The organism is Mycobacterium sp. E2462, assembly GCF_001672685.1.
Taxonomy (GTDB): domain Bacteria; phylum Actinomycetota; class Actinomycetes; order Mycobacteriales; family Mycobacteriaceae; genus Mycobacterium.
On the sequence record NZ_LZKC01000443.1, the window covers coordinates 1 to 16,024 of the forward strand.

16 protein-coding genes are annotated in these 16,024 nt (G+C 69.0%); 8 read left to right on the forward strand and 8 right to left on the reverse strand.

The window, feature by feature from the left end:
* From A5714_RS22625 to A5714_RS22635, 3 genes are all read right to left on the reverse strand, one after another.
* Nucleotides 1-705 (reverse strand): class I SAM-dependent methyltransferase (locus A5714_RS22625; protein WP_068289151.1); only part of this gene is annotated, 705 nt, incomplete at its 3' end.
* Nucleotides 706-756: 51 nt separating this feature from the next.
* Nucleotides 757-1,440, reverse strand: coding sequence for a GAP family protein (locus A5714_RS22630; RefSeq protein ID WP_068289089.1), 684 nt, complete (start codon nt 1,438-1,440; stop codon nt 757-759).
* A gap of 143 nt (nt 1,441-1,583) precedes the next feature.
* Complete coding sequence (locus A5714_RS22635) at nt 1,584-3,137, reverse strand: GMC family oxidoreductase (protein ID WP_068289092.1); 1,554 nt, start codon at nt 3,135-3,137, stop codon at nt 1,584-1,586.
* A 339-nt stretch (nt 3,138-3,476) separates the two neighbouring features.
* On the opposite strand from A5714_RS22635, the gene A5714_RS22640 reads away from it, so the two are divergent.
* From A5714_RS22640 to A5714_RS22660, 5 genes are all read left to right on the forward strand, one after another.
* Nucleotides 3,477-4,034, forward strand: coding sequence for a TetR/AcrR family transcriptional regulator (locus A5714_RS22640; RefSeq protein ID WP_231975960.1), 558 nt, complete (start codon nt 3,477-3,479; stop codon nt 4,032-4,034).
* 30 nt (nt 4,035-4,064) lie between these two features.
* Nucleotides 4,065-4,532 carry a lipocalin-like domain-containing protein gene (locus A5714_RS22645; RefSeq protein WP_068074164.1) on the forward strand — a complete coding sequence of 156 codons (468 nt, stop codon included), beginning with the start codon at nt 4,065-4,067 and terminating at the stop codon, nt 4,530-4,532.
* 41 nt (nt 4,533-4,573) lie between these two features.
* On the forward strand, nt 4,574-5,335 hold the full coding sequence (locus tag A5714_RS22650) for an SDR family NAD(P)-dependent oxidoreductase (RefSeq protein WP_068289154.1): 762 nt from the start codon (nt 4,574-4,576) through the stop codon (nt 5,333-5,335).
* Nucleotides 5,336-5,589: 254 nt separating this feature from the next.
* Nucleotides 5,590-6,591 carry a zinc-dependent alcohol dehydrogenase family protein gene (locus tag A5714_RS22655; protein WP_068289102.1) on the forward strand — a complete coding sequence of 334 codons (1,002 nt, stop codon included), beginning with the start codon at nt 5,590-5,592 and terminating at the stop codon, nt 6,589-6,591.
* A gap of 56 nt (nt 6,592-6,647) precedes the next feature.
* Entirely contained in the window at nt 6,648-7,280 is a 633-nt protein-coding gene (locus A5714_RS22660; protein ID WP_068289105.1) for a class I SAM-dependent methyltransferase, read from the forward strand.
* A 2-nt stretch (nt 7,281-7,282) separates the two neighbouring features.
* On the opposite strand, the gene A5714_RS22665 is transcribed toward A5714_RS22660, so the two are convergent.
* On the reverse strand, nt 7,283-7,933 hold the full coding sequence (locus A5714_RS22665) for a heme oxygenase (biliverdin-producing) (protein ID WP_068289108.1): 651 nt from the start codon (nt 7,931-7,933) through the stop codon (nt 7,283-7,285).
* 340 nt (nt 7,934-8,273) lie between these two features.
* Between A5714_RS22665 and A5714_RS22670 the strand changes: the two genes are divergently transcribed.
* Nucleotides 8,274-10,517, forward strand: a complete 2,244-nt coding sequence (locus tag A5714_RS22670; protein WP_156747459.1) for a SpoIIE family protein phosphatase — start codon at nt 8,274-8,276, stop codon at nt 10,515-10,517.
* Nucleotides 10,518-10,534: 17 nt separating this feature from the next.
* Here the strand turns inward: A5714_RS22670 and A5714_RS22675 are convergent, their stop codons facing one another.
* Nucleotides 10,535-11,443 (reverse strand): alpha/beta fold hydrolase, encoded by a 909-nt coding sequence (locus A5714_RS22675; RefSeq protein ID WP_068289114.1) that lies wholly within the window; start codon nt 11,441-11,443, stop codon nt 10,535-10,537.
* Nucleotides 11,444-11,496: 53 nt separating this feature from the next.
* Between A5714_RS22675 and A5714_RS22680 the strand changes: the two genes are divergently transcribed.
* Together A5714_RS22680 and A5714_RS22685 are read left to right on the forward strand one after the other, a co-directional pair.
* Nucleotides 11,497-12,000 carry a helix-turn-helix domain-containing protein gene (locus A5714_RS22680; RefSeq protein WP_068289117.1) on the forward strand — a complete coding sequence of 168 codons (504 nt, stop codon included), beginning with the start codon at nt 11,497-11,499 and terminating at the stop codon, nt 11,998-12,000.
* Nucleotides 11,984-13,753 (forward strand): amidohydrolase, encoded by a 1,770-nt coding sequence (locus tag A5714_RS22685; protein ID WP_068289118.1) that lies wholly within the window; start codon nt 11,984-11,986, stop codon nt 13,751-13,753. The genes A5714_RS22680 and A5714_RS22685 overlap by 17 nt, the downstream gene beginning before the upstream one ends.
* Before the next feature lie 11 nt (nt 13,754-13,764).
* Here A5714_RS22685 and A5714_RS22690 read toward each other — a convergent pair whose 3' ends face one another.
* From A5714_RS22690 to A5714_RS22700, 3 genes are all read right to left on the reverse strand, one after another.
* On the reverse strand, nt 13,765-14,121 hold the full coding sequence (locus A5714_RS22690) for a DUF732 domain-containing protein (protein WP_068074150.1): 357 nt from the start codon (nt 14,119-14,121) through the stop codon (nt 13,765-13,767).
* A 102-nt stretch (nt 14,122-14,223) separates the two neighbouring features.
* Nucleotides 14,224-14,766 (reverse strand): FKBP-type peptidyl-prolyl cis-trans isomerase, encoded by a 543-nt coding sequence (locus tag A5714_RS22695; protein ID WP_369829467.1) that lies wholly within the window; start codon nt 14,764-14,766, stop codon nt 14,224-14,226.
* Nucleotides 14,767-14,845: 79 nt separating this feature from the next.
* Entirely contained in the window at nt 14,846-16,024 is a 1,179-nt protein-coding gene (locus A5714_RS22700) for a serine hydrolase domain-containing protein (RefSeq protein WP_068074149.1), read from the reverse strand.

Genomic DNA, 16,024 nt, shown 5'->3' on the forward strand with positions numbered 1-16,024 from the left:
CTGCGCCCCGGGAAACCGGTCGGCGAGGACGCCGCGGGCGTTGGCGAGCCGCCGGTCACGGTCCTGCGGGTCGGCGACGATGACCCGACTGTAGGTGGCGAGCATCGCCACCACGTCGTCGACCGTCATGGTCCGGACGAACGCGAAGGTCTCGCGCTCCACATGGTGGAAGATCTGCGGATCGGGCAACACCACGTTCTCGTGGCGCCGCCGGAACCGGTCGGGCGCGTCCAGCTCGGTCGGGGCGTCACCGGGCAACACCTCGAGGTTGCGCACCCAGTCCACGTCGCGGTCCCGGCTGGTCCAGATCAGCCCGAAGCGGCCACCGTCGCGCAACACCCGGCCGATTTCCGGAACGGCGCGTTCGGGATCCATCCAGTGCCACGCCGACGAGACGAAGACGGCGTCCGCGCTCTCGTCGGGCAGGGGAATCGCCTCACCGCTACCCTCGACCGCGCGCACCTCGGGGGACCGTTGCGCGAGCACCGCCCGCATCCGCGGGCCCGGCTCGACGGCGACGACCTGTGCCGCCCGGCCGACGAGCGCGCGGGTGAACAGCCCCGTCCCCGCACCGACGTCGACGGCCACATCGCAGCCGGCCGGCAGCAACCATTGCACCGCCTGCGGTGGGGCCTGCGGCCGCAGCTCGTCGTAATCCTCGGCGATTGCGCCGAACGACATCGCACGTTCTCGACGATCAGTCACAGCGCCAACGTAATTCAGCCGGCTGTGCAAAGCATGTGAAAGGGGCGCGTCTCACCACAACGCGCTGTGGTTGACCAGCGCGTCGGCGACCAGCCCCACTCCGAAGACCAGGAACAGCAGCCGGACCGACAACGGGCCATAGCGAGTGAGGATGCGCACCAGCCGGCGCTGGATGCGGTTCGCCCGGATGGTCCTCCGCATGGACAGGGCGAGGATGAGCAGCGGTGGAGCGAGCGCGATCATCCAGTAGCTGATGATCACCAACGGCCACAGTGGTGGCCGCGGATGCAGGGCGGCGAGCATGGCCAGCCCGGTCAGGTAGGGCACGGCGGTCGGGGCTTGGCCGGTGCCGACCGCCAGGCCCAGGAAGCCGAGCAGCCACGGCCGTCGCCGCATGGCGGCCAGGGCCCATCCGGGGGCTGAGGACTGCGCGGTCAGCGGGAAGTACGCCACACCGGCCAGGACGAGCCCGAGCACCAGTTCACCGCGGAACCGAATCGTCGGGGTCATGTGGAAATCGAGGAGCGTGGTGAGGGCGCTCAGACCGAGCACCGTGCACAGGCCGAAGGCCGTCGTGATGGTGAACACACCCGCGATGTAGCTCATCGCACCGGGGACCGGGGACCGGCGACCCAAGCGGCTGTCGAAGATGACGGCCGATACCACCCCGACGTTGAGGACGTTCAACGAGTCCAGCAGCGCCAGTCCTACCAGCGCAAAGACGAGGGTTAGCACCGGTGTTGGGCCTAGCGGGCGGGCGCGCCGGCCGCCCGCAGCCGGACGAGGGCGGCCGGCCGGGCCGCGACCGATGCGTCGTTCATGCCGCTGAGGATACGAGTTGGGCGACGCCGTGTCGGCCCAGGGGAGTGCCGCCGCGGCTAGAACCGGTGTTCGGCGGAGATGAACTGCGCGGCCCGCTCGCCGATGATCGCGCACGGCGCCATCGTGTTGGCACACGTGATCCGCGGCATGATCGATGCATCGGCGACGCGCAAGTTCTCGAAGCCGTAGGCCTTCAGCCGGCCGTCGACCACCGACATGGCGTCCCGCCCCATCTTCGCGGTCCCGCACGCGTGCCAGTAGGTGCTCACCGCGTTGCGCAGGTAGGTTTCCAGCTCGGCTCCGCTGAGATCACCGGGCATCACCTCGCGTTTGACGAATGGCCGCAGCTCGGCGGAATTGCCGATCTCGCGGAGGGTTTCGATGCAGGCGATGGACGCCTTGAGGTCGTCGGGATGCGACAACGCATTGGCTTCGATGCGCGGGGGATCCGCGGGATCGGCGCCGCACAGTCGCACCCGACCGCGGCTCTTCGGATGCGTGGGCGAGCCGAACAAGATCCAGCTGTTGCTCGGCAGACCGTATTTCGCCGCATTCTCGGAGGTGGCCTTGGGCAAGTCCCCGAGGCAGGCGAACAGGTCGGGGACCGCGATGTCGGCGGCTCCGGAATCCCAGAACAGCGTCGCCCCCGCCTGGAAGTTGCCCCGGACACCGTCCGGGAACTCCCAGACGCAGTCGAACCCGTAGTGGTCGTGGAAGTTTCGACCGACGCCGGGCAGGTGCTGGCGGGTCGGCACCCCGGCGCGCTTCAGCTCGGTTTCGTCGCCGACGCCCGACTGCATCAACACTTTTGGAGTCTGCACCGCACCGAGGGACAGCACTACCTCGGTGTCGGCGGCCACCCGGTGGACCTCACCGTCGTGAACCACCTCGACCCCGGTGGCTCGGTCCCCGTCGAATACCACGCGCGTCACCAGCGCGTCGGGCACCACGGTGAGGTTCGGCTTGCCCAGGTGCGGCGCGGTATAGGTGCGAAACAGCGACAGTCGCCTGCCGTCGACGCAGCGCAGATCGGTGATCGCGCCGCCGCGGATCTCCTCCATCAGCCTGCCGTTCGGGCTCTGATAGGTGGGGATCCCCAGCGCGCGCGCCGCCGCGACGGTCGCCGGCGCGAGCGGATGGACGCCGGGTGCCGGTTGTACGAACACCGGGCCGCCCCGCCCGCGGTGAGCGGGTTCGCCGCGGCCGTGCCAGTCCTCGATGTCGCGGTACAGGCCCAGCACGTGATCGTATGCCCAGGCCGGCTCTCCGGATTCGCGGGCGAACAGATCCCAGTCGTCGCGGTGCCCGCGGGCCCAGATCATGATGTTGATGCTGGATCCGCCGCCCAGCACCTTGCCCATCGAGAACGGGATGGAGCGCCCGAACAGGCGCGGGTCGGGTTCGGAGGCGAACACCCAGTCCCGTTCGCTACCGAGGTTCGACGGCCATTGGGCGGCCTCGGTCACACCGGGCACGTTGTCGGTGCCGCCCGCCTCCAGCAGAAGGATGCGCACGGCGGGGTTCTCGGCCAGCCGGCCGGCGACCACCGCGCCCGCCGATCCGGCTCCACACACGATGACGTCGTACCCGGCCTTTAATGCATTGTCCACGAATCAATCTCCCATCGGCTCGCAACCAGCACAGTCGATACACCTTGGAGACGAGCCGTTCGGCGGACCGGTTCAAAAGTGGCGTTGATTCTCCAGAGTGGGAGATCGAATCATGTTGCTGCACTGCGCGTTTGATGATCCACATACGAATCAGCAACGCGCATAGATTATCTGGCGCTCGCCGAGCTGCGATCGACGGGGTGCACCAAGCCGCGCTATCCGGCAAGCTATGCCGTACGTCATACTACCATAGCTCGAGATAGGACCGATATGTCCTGCAGTTACGCAACGACATGTATGATTAGCGTCATGGTACGTCGTACTGATGTCCGAGAGAGGATGGTCGCAGCCGCCCGCCGGCTTTTTCGTGAGCACGGTTACCTGGGCACCGCGCTGTCCGACGTGATCGCCGAAAGCGCAGCGCCGCGCGGCTCGCTGTACTTCCACTTCCCGGGCGGCAAGGGTGAACTGGCGACCGAGGTGAGCCTGCTGCACTCCTCCGAGGTCATCGCCCACGTGAATCGCGTTGCGGGCAACACCGATTCGGCCGAGGAGTTCATCGCCGGTTTCATGGCCCACTTCCGTGACGAAATAGTGGGCAGTGGTTATCGACAAGGGTGCGCCGTGGCGCCCATCGTCATCGAATGCACGCCCGCCTCGGCCCCGCTCAGTGACGTCACCCGGCGCGGCTTCAGTGACGTCATCACCACGGTTGCGGCACGCCTGGCGGAGAAGTCCGTCCCCGAGGAAGCTGCGCGCAGCTTGGCGACCCTCGCCGTCACCACCATGGAGGGAGCCCTGATCCTCAGCCGCGCCCTGCGCAATCCCGAACCCTTCGATACGGCCATCACCGTGCTGACCGCCGCCACGCAGGACGCGGTCGGTGCGCACCGGTAACGACAACACCCACCGCGGGAGGACGCCATCATGACCGTCACTGACATCCAGACCCTTCGCGACTACCTCGTGGGAGCGTGGACGCTCGAGTCCTATCAGAGCAGCGCGCTCGACGGGTCCGACGTCCGCTACCCACTGGGCCCCGACGCCAAGGGGATCATCATGTACACCCCCGACGGTTACATGTCGGCGCAGATCATGCGGACCGACCGGGCTCCCGTCCGGCGGGGCGACCTGCAGGCCGCCGAAGACAGCGAACTGGCCTCGGCGGCAAGCGGATACCTTGCCTATTCGGGGCCGTACAGCGTGCTCGACAACAACGTCGTCGCGCATCACGTCGACGTCAGCCTGCTGCCCAACTGGATCGGCGGGACACAGTATCGCGCCGCCCAGATCGGCGACTCCAGGCTCCAACTCAGCCCCACCGAACCGGTGCTGATCCAGGGACAGCCACGCAACGGCCGCCTGGTGTGGCGGCGCGCGACCCCGCGCGCTTGATCGACCGGGCCTTCACCCACCGCCGACGTCAGGAGCTCTGGATGGGACTGCTCGACCACAAGACCGCCGTCATCACGGGTGCCAACTCCGGCATCGGCCTGGCCACCGCCCAGCGATTCATCGCCGAAGGGGCCGAGCGGGTGTTCATCACCGGTCGACGCCGACCCGAACTGGAGGACGCGGCAAGGTCTTTGGGGCCCCGCGCCACCGCCGTCCCCGGCGACGTCGGGATGCCCGCGGATCTGGATCGCCTCTATGCCGAGGTGGCGGCGGCCGGCCGCGGCCTCGATATCGTGATGGCCAACGCCGGGTCCACCCGGGTGGCCCGGCTGGGCGAGATCAGCGACGACGACCTGGACGCCCTCCTCACGACCAACGTCAAGGGGGTGGTGCATACGGTGCAGAAGGCACTGCCGCTGCTCAACGATGGCGCTTCGATCATCCTGACCGGGTCCACCACCGCTGATCGTGGGCGCGCGGGATTGAGCATCTACGCCGCCAGCAAGGCCGCCGTCCGGTCGCTTGCGCGCGCCTGGGCCAACGAGTTGGCCCCCCGCAACATCCGGGTCAACGTCATCGTCGCGGGGTCCACCGCCACCCCGGGAAGCAACGCGTTGGCGGCCCAGACCGATCCGGACGCCTCGATCGAGGAATTCCGCGCGGCCCGCATCGCCACCATACCGCTCGGGCGATTCGCCGATCCCTCCGAAATCGCCAACGCCGCAGTGTTTCTCGCCAGCGACCTGTCCAGCTTCACCACCGGCTCCACGGTCACCGCGGACGGCGGTTTCAACCAGGTCTGAACTCGACACCGATGAGCGGGCGCCGCGGGGGGATCCCGCGGCGGCAACCGCCGTGTGTCATTGAATCGAAACATGCTGCAGGCGAATGTAACTGAATGCATGTTACGTCAATGACGTTCGGCTGCCGCGGAATAGGCGACACGGAAATGACGCTTTGGCTGTCATGCGCCGCGGCCGATCGCTGCGGCACTCCGGAGTGGCTGCGGCGCATGCGTTCACCTGTCATCGATGCACCGATCACGTAAGGAAACACCATGCAGCGACTGGAGCTCATTCAAGCCGGCGATCCCACGCAGGCCCTCACGCTGACCGAGTTTGACACCCCGACGCCCGGGCCCGACCAGGTGCTGGTCGCGGTGGAAGCCGCCACCGTGAATTCGTCGGACTTCCTGTTCATCAGCGGGCGCTACTTCGTTCCGGCCAAGCCGGGCGCACCGGCGGGGGCGGAGGGTGTCGGCCGGGTAGTGGCCGTCGGCCCGGGCGTGGACCAAGGGTTGCGCGGGCGCCGGGTCGCGTTGTTGCCCACCTACGGACACGGAACCTGGGCGACCCACACGGTCGCGGCCGTGACCGACGTCATCGTCGTGCCCGACACCCTGGACGTGGAGCAGGCCGCGATGCTGGGCATCAACCCGATGACGGCGCTGCTGCTGCTGCGCGACTACGGGGATCCGGACGCGCCACAGCGGTGGATCGGCCAAACGGCCGGAAACTCCGCGGTGGGCCAATATGTGGTCAGGCTCGCCAAGCACTTCGGGCACCACACCGTGAGCATCGTGCGACGGGACGAGGCCGCCCAGTCGGTGCTGGATGCGGGCGGTGATCTGGTGATCGTCGACGGCCCCGACCTGGCCAACGATCTGGGGAGCGCGCTCGACGGCAACCGCCTGGACCTGGCGGTCGACTGCATCGGGGGTCCTGCCAGCACCCAGTTGGCCCATCACCTCCGTTTCGGCGGCACCCTGGTGTCGTACGCCGCCCTGTCCGGCCAACCGCCGGCGATCGCCGGGGCGGACCTCATGGGCAATCACCTCAACCTCACCGGCTTCTGGCTGATGAACTGGCTGCGGCGGGCCTCGCACGCCGAGGTCCAAGCCGCGTACGGCGAGTTGATCGCGCTGATCGCCGACGGCACGCTGTCAGCCCGTGTGCAACGGCGTTTCGCGCTGAGCGACTGGCGTGACGCCGTCGCGTTGGCACGGGCCGGCGAGCGAGACGGCAAGGTGCTGTTCACGTTGGCCACCAGTCGAGGCTGAGCCCACGGCGCGAAAATGGGTGGCGGCGCCCCGGCGCGCCGCGCAAGACTCGGGTGATGCCGTCGCCGCGCTTCGCCCGTGACCCGGGCACCGCAGCCTATTACGACCAACGCGCCGCCGAATACGACGAGTGGTACCTCGGCCAAGGCCAGTTCGCCCAGCGTGACCGCCCCGGATGGGACGCCGAAGTCTCGCAAGTGGTGGAGCTGGTTGCCGCGCTGCCCGCCGCCCGAACGCTGGACGTCGCCTGCGGCACCGGCTTTCTCACGCGGCAGCTGCGCGGTCTCGTGGTCGGAGTGGATCAGAGCCCAGCCATGGTGGCGCTCACTCAGTCGCGATTGCCGCACGGCGTGGCGGTCGTGGCGGACGCGTTGGCGTTGCCGTTCGCCGCGCACTCTTTCGACCGGGTGCTGACCGGGCACTTCTACGGGCACCTGCCCCCCGACGAACGCCGGGCGTTCCTCGGGGAGGCCCGACGGGTGTCGGGGGAGTTGATCGTGATCGATTCGGCGCTGCGCGCCGGCGTCGAACCGGAGCAGTGGCAGGAGCGGGTCCTCAACGACGGCTCACGCCACGCCGTGTACAAGCGCTATCTCACCGCCCGGCAATTGGCGGACGAACTCGGCGGCGAGGTGTTGTTGCACGGCACCTGGTTCGTCGCCGCGCGCGTGCGGTGGCGACGGCCCTGAAGTCAGCGGGGTCGACTGGCCGCGCTGCCGGCGAGCTCGTCGAGCAGCGCCCGGTTCAGGCCGAACGCGGCCTTGACCTCGTTGACGATGCGATCCGTGTCCGCCGGCCGGGGACGCAGGGCATCGAGGCGGGCCCGATACGCGTCCTTATACGGCTTCGGCCGGACCGGGAATTCGTAAAACGCGAGGCCGGCGCCCCGCAGGTCAAAAGCCCGGTCCAGCGCGTTGCGAAGCATCCGGCCCCCGGAGAGGTCGCCCAGGTAGCGCGTGTAGTGGTGGGCCACCAGGGCGCCGCCCCAGCCGGAACCGGCGATCCGCCCGGCATAGGCTGCCGCCGCGGGCGACTGGGCGACGCGGGCACCGCCGCGGCTCCAGTACGCGAGGTCGGCGTCGATGGCGGGAACCCGTTCCAGGGCCGGGTCGTAGACGGCGCGCACCATGGGGTCGTCGCGGCGGGCGCGCACGGCCTCCTCCAACGCGGCGTACACCGGGCGCAGCCGAAGCAGATAGTCGGCGTAGCCGCTGGCGGCCACCCGGCCCGCGAGCAACTCGGTGACGAAGACGCTCTGTTCCGCGGCCTCGTGCTCCGCCGCCGACCCCTCCTTCATCGCCACCGAAAGGCGGCGCGCTGCACGGACGGCGGTCGGGGACATGGCCTGCCAGATTACACTGGTAGACGCCGCGGGGGCGGTGACGACCAGCCGGAAACAACGTTCAAGATCATTTGTTGTCATATGCACTCAAGTGTCGCTTCGCGGGTCTCGCCGTGCGGTGAGGACAATGCTTGTAGACGTGCCCGACGTCGCCAGTCGGGCGAATCCGAAAGGGAACGCAGATCGCGGCTGAATCGACTCAGCGACGACGGGGCCACCTCAACAGGGTGCTGGCCTCGGCATCGGCCTCCCGCCCAGCCCTCCCCGCACCGTTGGGGCTGATCGGTTGACCAGCGGCGGCGGCCGGGCAGCGGGCTTCGGGGGCACGGTCCCCGACGCGGTGCCCGATCTGCTTCCGGTCGGCACGCCCATCGACCTCGACAACTGCGCTCGCGAGCCCATCCACATTCCCGGCAGCATCCAGCCCCGCGGTGTCCTGGCGGTCGTCCGCGAACCCGGCTTCGAGGTGCGTCAGGTCAGCGCCAACGTCGCGGAGTTGCTGGGTCGCCCGGCGGAGGCCGTCCTGGGACGGCACCTCTCGGACCTGATCGGCGCCGAGCAGTCCGCGCGCATCGAGCAGGCGGCCGCGATCTTCGGCAACCTAAGCCGACGGAATCCGGTTGAGTGCGTCGTTGAGGTGGACGGCGAGTCGCGTCCGTTCGACGCCATCTTGCACCGCGACCCGGCCGGCGTGTTGCTCGTCGAGTTCGAAATGGCTTACGGGGAGCGGCCGTTCTCCTTCCCGAATACCTACCAGGCGGTCCGCAACTCGGTGGAGGAGCTGAACCGGGCCGACACCCTGACCGAGCTCTACGACACCGCCGCCCGCGCGGTCCGGGAACTGACCGGATTCGACCGCGTCATGGTGTACCGCTACGACGAGGACTACAACGGCGAGGTTGTCGCCGAGGCCAAGCGCGAGGACCTCAACTCCTTCCTCGGCCTGCACTATCCTTCTACCGACATCCCCGCGCAGGCCCGGGCGCTGTACGAAAAGAACTGGTTGCGGCTGATTTCCGACGTCGACTACACGCCCGCACCGCTGGTGCCGGCCGTCGACCCGGAGCGGGGAGCCCCGCTGGATCTGACGTATTCGACGCTGCGCAGCGTCTCCCCGATGCACATCGAGTATCTGCAGAACATGGGCGTGCACGCCTCGATGTCGATCTCGCTGCTGCGGCACGGGCGGCTGTGGGGTTTGATCGCCTGCCACCATTACGCCGGCCCGCACCTGCCGCCGTTCGGCACCCGGGTGGCGGCCGAATTCCTCGGCTCGACGCTGTCGCTGCGACTCGTCGACCGGTTCGAGGGCGATTTGCTGCAGAAGCGCCTCGCCGCGCAGGCGGTGCTGGCCAAGCTCACCGGCGCCACGCTCTACGACGGGGAGCCGCTCGCGGCGGCGCTGCTCGGGGCGCCCGACCTGCTCGACCTGGTGCCCGCCGACGGGATCGTGGTCGACATCGAGGCGGAGCGCCGGGTCCTCGGGTCGGTTCCACCACCGGACGTTGTGGCCGCCGTGGTGGCCTGGGCGCGCGGTGCGGGCGAAGAGATCGCGAGCACCGAGTGCTTGTCGCGCGACGTCCCCGACCTCGACCTAGCGCCGCAGCTGGCCGCCGGCGCCCTCGCGCTGAACCTGCCCGACGGGCAGTACGCCGTGTGGTTCCGGCGGGAGGTGCTGCGTTCGGTGGACTGGGGTGGGGATCCCCACAACAAGGCGATCGAGATCCGGGAGGGCCTCGACGGCCGGGAGGCGCGGCTCAGCCCGCGCAAGTCGTTCGAGCGGTGGCGCGAGGTCGTCCATCAGCGCAGCGAACCGTGGGCGCCCAGCGAGACCGAGTCGGCCGAGGCGTTGCGGCGCCACCTGGTGGAATCGCTGTACCGCCGGACCCGCGGCGCCTTGCGGGTGGCCGAGACGCTGCAGCGAAGCCTGTTGCCCGAATCCATCCCGACGCTGTTGCGCAGCTGGCAACTGTCCGCGCATTACGAGCCGGCGGCGGGCGGCAACGTCGGGGGCGACTGGTACGACGCGTTTCACCTACGCGACGGGCGCCTGGTGGTGCTGCTGGGCGACGTCGCCGGGCACGGCATCACCGCCGCCGGAACCATGGCCCAATTGCGCAATGCCCTGCGCGCCCACCTGTTCGCCGGCGCCGCCCCGGCAGAGGCTTTCAACCAGCTCAACGACTTCTGCATCCACATGCTGCCGGGTGCGTTCGCCACCGTGATCGCCGCGCGGATCGACCTGGACACCGGGGCGGTGGAGGCCGCGTCCGCCGGCCACCTGATGCCGTACGTGACGAACTCCTCGACAGTCGCCTATGCGCCCATCCGACTCTCGCCGCCGATCGGAGTCCGTGGTGTGACGTTCGCGCCCAGTACGTTCACCGTCGAGCCCGGGCACGGGTTGGTCCTCTATTCCGACGGGCTCGTGGAACGCCGCGGTGAGGTGATCGACGACGGTCTCGACCGGCTCGCCCAAGTGCTTTCGGGCACGAGCGACGCGCAGGCTTCCTGGATCTGGGCGGCGATGGCGTCGGACCGCATCGACGACGACGTCACTATCGTCACCGTGCGCCGTCCCTGACGTCGCCTGGCGCCCGATTACGAGGGTGTCGCTGCGGCGCCGTCGATGTGAGCGAACAGGTGCTCCAGCACCGCGTCGGGCGCTTCGATCTGGGGCCAGTGGCCGATGTCGTCGTCGAGCAGCACCACATCCGCGTTGGGAATGACCTGCCGGTAGCGCGTGGCCATGTGGCGGCCCGAGTTGGGATCGGCAGGGCCGTCGATGAACCGAAGCGGCACAGATGTTTCCCGCATGGTTCGAACCCATCGATTGCGGTGCACCACACGGTCTTTGACGAAACCGCCGACCTTGTGCGTGACCCGCTTTCCGTCGTTGTATTCGAGGATCTCGTTGAACTGGCGACGCATCGCGCGGGACGGCTTGGTGTCGGCCCCGAAGAGTTCGTCGATGGATCGGTCGAGCGCGCGGCTCGACAACAACACCCGCCGAAACCGGCTCGCCACCGCGCCGAATGGTGTCTGCGAGAGCAGCGTCTGGATCGGCCGCGGGCGGTACGCCTCGTTGAACAGACCCCCGTTCAACCACGTGAGCGTGTCGATCCGCATCGGTCCCTGTGACTGCCGCCCGTCGTCGTGGCGGGTGAGCAATTCCTGCGCCACAGAGTTGCCGAGGTCGTGCGCCAGGATGTGACAGTGCCGCAGCCCGAGCTCCGCGAGCAGCGCCTCGTGCATGTCGGCGTGATCGAGCACCGAGTAGCCGTAACCAAATGGCTTGTCGGAGAACCCCATTCCCAGCATGTCGGGGGCGATCACCGTGAAGCGTTGCACCAACTCCGGCCAGATCGGGGCCCAGTCCCACGAGTTGAACGGGTAACCGTGGATCAGCAGCAGCGGCGGACCGCTGCCGTCGATTCGATAGAAGACATTGAATCCCAGATAGTCGAAGTACTGCCCGCGGGATTTCCACCGCTCGAGTTCAGAGTCCACGTGCCGACCATAACTGGGTTCTGATTCAGAACGCAATACCGTAGGCTTGTCGAATGCGCCACGACGAACTCGAATCGCAACCCTGTTCCATCCTGCGGCCACTCGGCCTGCTCGGGGACCGGTGGACACTGGTCCTGCTGCGGCAGGCGTTCGCGGGGGTTCGTCGTTTCGAAGACTTCCACTCGGGCCTCGGGCTGAGCCGGTCGCTGCTGGCGGAACGGCTCGGCCGCCTGGTCGACGCGGACATCCTCGAGCAGCGGGCCTACCGCGACTCCCGGCGGACCCGTCACGAGTACCGCCTCACCGAAAAAGGCATGGACCTGTATCCGGTGCTGATGGCCCTGCGCTCCTGGGGTGACAAGTACATGGCCCCCCTGGGGCCGTTCGCGCACTACCGGCATCGAGACTGCGGCGGTGGAACCGAGGTGCACCTCGCCTGTGACCGCTGCGGCCAGGAGGTCACCGCGCGCGACGTGCAGCTCGAAGCCGGCCCAGGACTATGCGCTCTCGACGACTCGGACAACCTCATTGGGGGTTCTGATGTGTACCGCGTGTGAGTGGGGTCCGCACTTCTTGACGCGCGGCGGCGCGACAGGGGCGGCCGCGCAACGCTCGGCTCTCGACGCCGGCTCGCGGGGGAGCGGGGGCGGTGACGCCGACCCCGAGCGCGCCAGCTTCGTCTTTCGCAACGGCCCCGTCTACACCGTCGCCGGGCCGACGCTCTGGGCTGAGGCGCTGGCGGTCCGAGGTCACACCATCGCCCACGTGGGAGACGAGGCGGGCGCGATGGCTCTCGCCGGACCGGACACCCGCGTCGTCGATCTGGGCGGCCGGCTGCTGATGCCGGGTTTCGTCGAAGGCCACATCCACCCGTTCTTGGGCGCCTTCTTGACGTCGGGCGTGGACCTGCAGGTGCCGACCGCCGCCGACGCGCTCGACGCCATCGCCGCCTACGCCGGCGCGCACACCGACGGCCCGGTCCGCGGATTCGGTTGGCGTGTGGACATGTTCGGGCCGCAGGGGCCCACCCGCCAGGACCTGGACCGCGTTCTGCCCGACCGGCCGGGCTTCTTCTTCGCCATCGACGGGCACAGCCTGTGGGCGAACACCAAGGCGTTGCAGATCGCGGGGGTCACGCGCGAGACCCCCGACCCCGTTCCAGGGTTCAGCTACTACGCCCGCGACGACGACGGCGACCCAACGGGTTACGTGCTCGAGGTGGCCGCGGTGCTGGCCGTCGTCGACGCCGTCGAACCGATTTCCACACAGTCGATGGGCAGATTGCTGCGGTCCTGGTTGCCGAAAGCCGCCGCCGCGGGAATCACCTCACTGTTCGACGCCGGGGTGCCACCGATCGGCGACGACCAAGCCGCGATCCTCGACCTCTATGTGCAGCTGGCCAGCGCCGACGAGTTACCGTTTCGGGTCGTCGCCAGTTACACCGTCAACGCCCCACCCGTCGACGAGGTCGTGCCCGGCCTGCTCGGCGTTCGCGAGCGAATTTCCAGTGAGCTGGTCCAGGCGAGCGTCGTGAAGATCATCGGCGACGGCACGCAAGGCGGATACACGGCGTGGCTCACCGAACCCTATGCGGACCAACCCGATTCGACCGGCGCTTCGCCCTTCAGCGAGGCCCAGTGGCGGCAGCTCGTCGCCGACGTCGACGCCGCCGGCTTCGACGTCCACGTGCACGCCTGCGGTGAACGCACCACGCAGACGGCGCTCGACTGCATCGCGCACGCGGTCGCGCACAACCCGCCGCGGCAACGTCGGCACAGCATCGCGCATCTGGTGTTCGTACACGACAGCGACAACCGCAGGTTCGGCGAACTCGGTGTGATCGCGCAGTTTTCGGCGAATTGGATGTCGGCCGACCCGGACACCGTCGAGACCATGGCCGCGCGGTATGGCAGCCCGCGGCGGGACCTGCTCTACCGGCCCAAGGATGTGCTCGACGCGGGCGGCCGGATCTCGTTGGGCACCGATTGGCCGGCGGCAGGCTATTTTTCGACGTATCGGCCGCTGGATTCAGTGCAGATCGGGGTCACGCGGCAACTCATCGGCGACGCCGGCGCCGCGGTGCTCGCCCCGGCGCGCCAACGGCTGTCGGTCGCCGAGGCCGTGCACGCCAACACCCTCGGCGCCGCCTATCAGCTCCGGCTCGACGACAAGGTGGGTTCGCTGGAGAGCGGTAAGCGGGCCGACCTCATCGTGCTCGATCGCAACATCCTGCGGACGGACCCACACGACATTCACGCGGCCCGGATCATGCTGACCATGATGGATGGCCGCATCCGGCACGAGCTGTGACGAGCCGGCCCTCAGGTGCACAGCGTGGGAGCGTCGCACACGTTTCCGGGGCAATAGGTCGAGTGCGCGGCGTTCACCATGGACCCGACCTCGAGGAGCGTGACGCCGCGGGCGTTGAGGTGCGCGTGGATGTCGTCGGCGATCTGTTGCGGCGTCCACCCCCACGTGAGGTCGTAACAGATGAGGTGGGCTTCCCCGATGAGCGCCTCTTCCGTCTGCGGCGGCCAGGTGAGACCGGCGGCGCGCAGTTGCGCGAGGTAGGCGTCGTCGGCGGGGGTGGTGGCGCTTGCGGTCGCGGCGCTTGCGATCAGCGCGGCGCCGGCGGCAAGGAAGACGGCCAACCGTGCCGGCCAGCGAGATGAGGACATCCGGCTCCCTTTCGTGTCCGCGTGAGCAAGGCCGCCGACACGCGACGGCCAGCACTGAAAAGCAGAATAGCGAACCGGAACAGCTGCGGCGGGGTTTGCGACTCAGCCGGTCGCGCTGAGGATCTTGATCGCGAAAACGAGGGAGTCGCCCGGTCGAATCCCCGCGCTCGGCTGTCCCTCGGGGTAGCCGTCCGCGGCGGTCATGGCGACGGCGACCGTGGAGCCGACGTTTTGCCCGGCGATGGCCTTCTGGAAACCGGGCACGACCCCGCCCAGTGGGAAGTCGACCGGCGCACCCCGCTGGTAGCTGTTGTCGAAGACCGACCCGTCCCGCCCGTTGACGCCCATGTAGCAGACGGACACGCGCGCGGTGGGCGCCACCACCGGCCCGCTGCCGGCGCGCAGCGTGTGCACCTGCGTCTGGGTCACGCTGAACGGCGTCGTCACGGTGATCACCGGCGCCGCCGTGTCCGTGGACCCGGTGACCGCGACGCTGCCCGTGGCGCCCGTCAGCGTCCAATCCGCCGCGCCGCCGCCCTGCGGTGCGGCAGTGGGGCACGAATCGGCCGCGGTCGCGGTGCCCGACGCGGCGAACGGCGCGGCGAACGTCGCGGCGCAGGCGGACACGGCGAGAAACGAGCGGATCCGGGGAGCTGTCACGGCCGTCACGCTACAGCCCTCCCGTCGTGCTCCTCCGGAGAGCCCGCGCCGCGTCGACGCGGTTCTAGCTCGCGGTGACGGCCAAGGCCTGCGCGACGGCGTCGAAAGCCCGCAAGGTGTCGAGCATGTGGGGTTCGTGGGAGTCCTGCTGGGTGGACACCTTGGCGGCGACGACCTCGGCGGCGCGGTTGACGTAGATCATCTGACCGCACATCCCCTGGCAGAGCACGACGTTGTTGCCCGGATAGGGGAACCACATCTGGTTGCGGTACATCCCGCCGGGCATCTCGTTGTCGTCGGGGCTGGCGGCGAACGCCTCGCGCGAATCGGGTCCGCCCTCGAGGGTGTCGGCCACCCACGCCGGCGGCAGCACCTGATGTCCGGTCAGGGACACGCCGTCGCGCAGGAACAGCGAACCGAACCGGATCAAGTCGGTCAGGCAGGCGCTGACGCCGCCATCGAAGAATCCGGTGCCGGCCGCGTCCACACCGATGCTGGCGTCGCGCCGCGCGCCGAGGCGGCCCCACAGCAGTTCCGACATCAGTTGCGGCATCCGCGCGCCGCCGGCCACCTCACTGACCCAGCCGAGGACGTCGGATTCACACGAGCGGTATCGAAACGGGCCGCCGTGCGGCGACGTGCGCCGCAGGGTGAGCAGGAACTCCTGCAGGGTGGCCGGGGCATCGGGACGGGTTCTGGGCGCCCAGCCCATCGCCTGGTCAAGCAGGTGGATCTCGGCGCCCGGGTCGCGGTAGTCCTCGGAGAACGCGATGCCCGACCTCATGTCCAACAGGTGTCGCACCGTCGCACCCGCGTAGCCGCTGTCGCGCAGGGCGGGCACGAACGCGGTGACCGGCGCGTCGAGTTCCAGCGCGCCGGCCCCGTGTAACGCCCCGACGACGGCGCCCACGAGTGACTTGCTCACCGAGAACACCAGGTGCCGGCTGTCGGGTTCCAGGCCGTCGAGGTACTCCTCGGCCACCATCGACCCGCGGTGGGCCACGGCCCAGCCATCGGTCGCAGTCGCCGCCATCACCGCGGCGACGGTGGTGGACTCCCCGCCGACGTTGGTCACCGGCATGTCGGCCACCGCGGTGGCGGCCGCCGGCAGCTCCGCGACCGGCCCCGCTCCGCGCGAGATGACCGCCGTCGGCACCATCTCTTCGACGTGTTGGAACGACCACCGCGAGTACGGCGCCGCGAGCCAGTTGTCGAGCGAAATGCCGGCGGGGATTCGACTCAC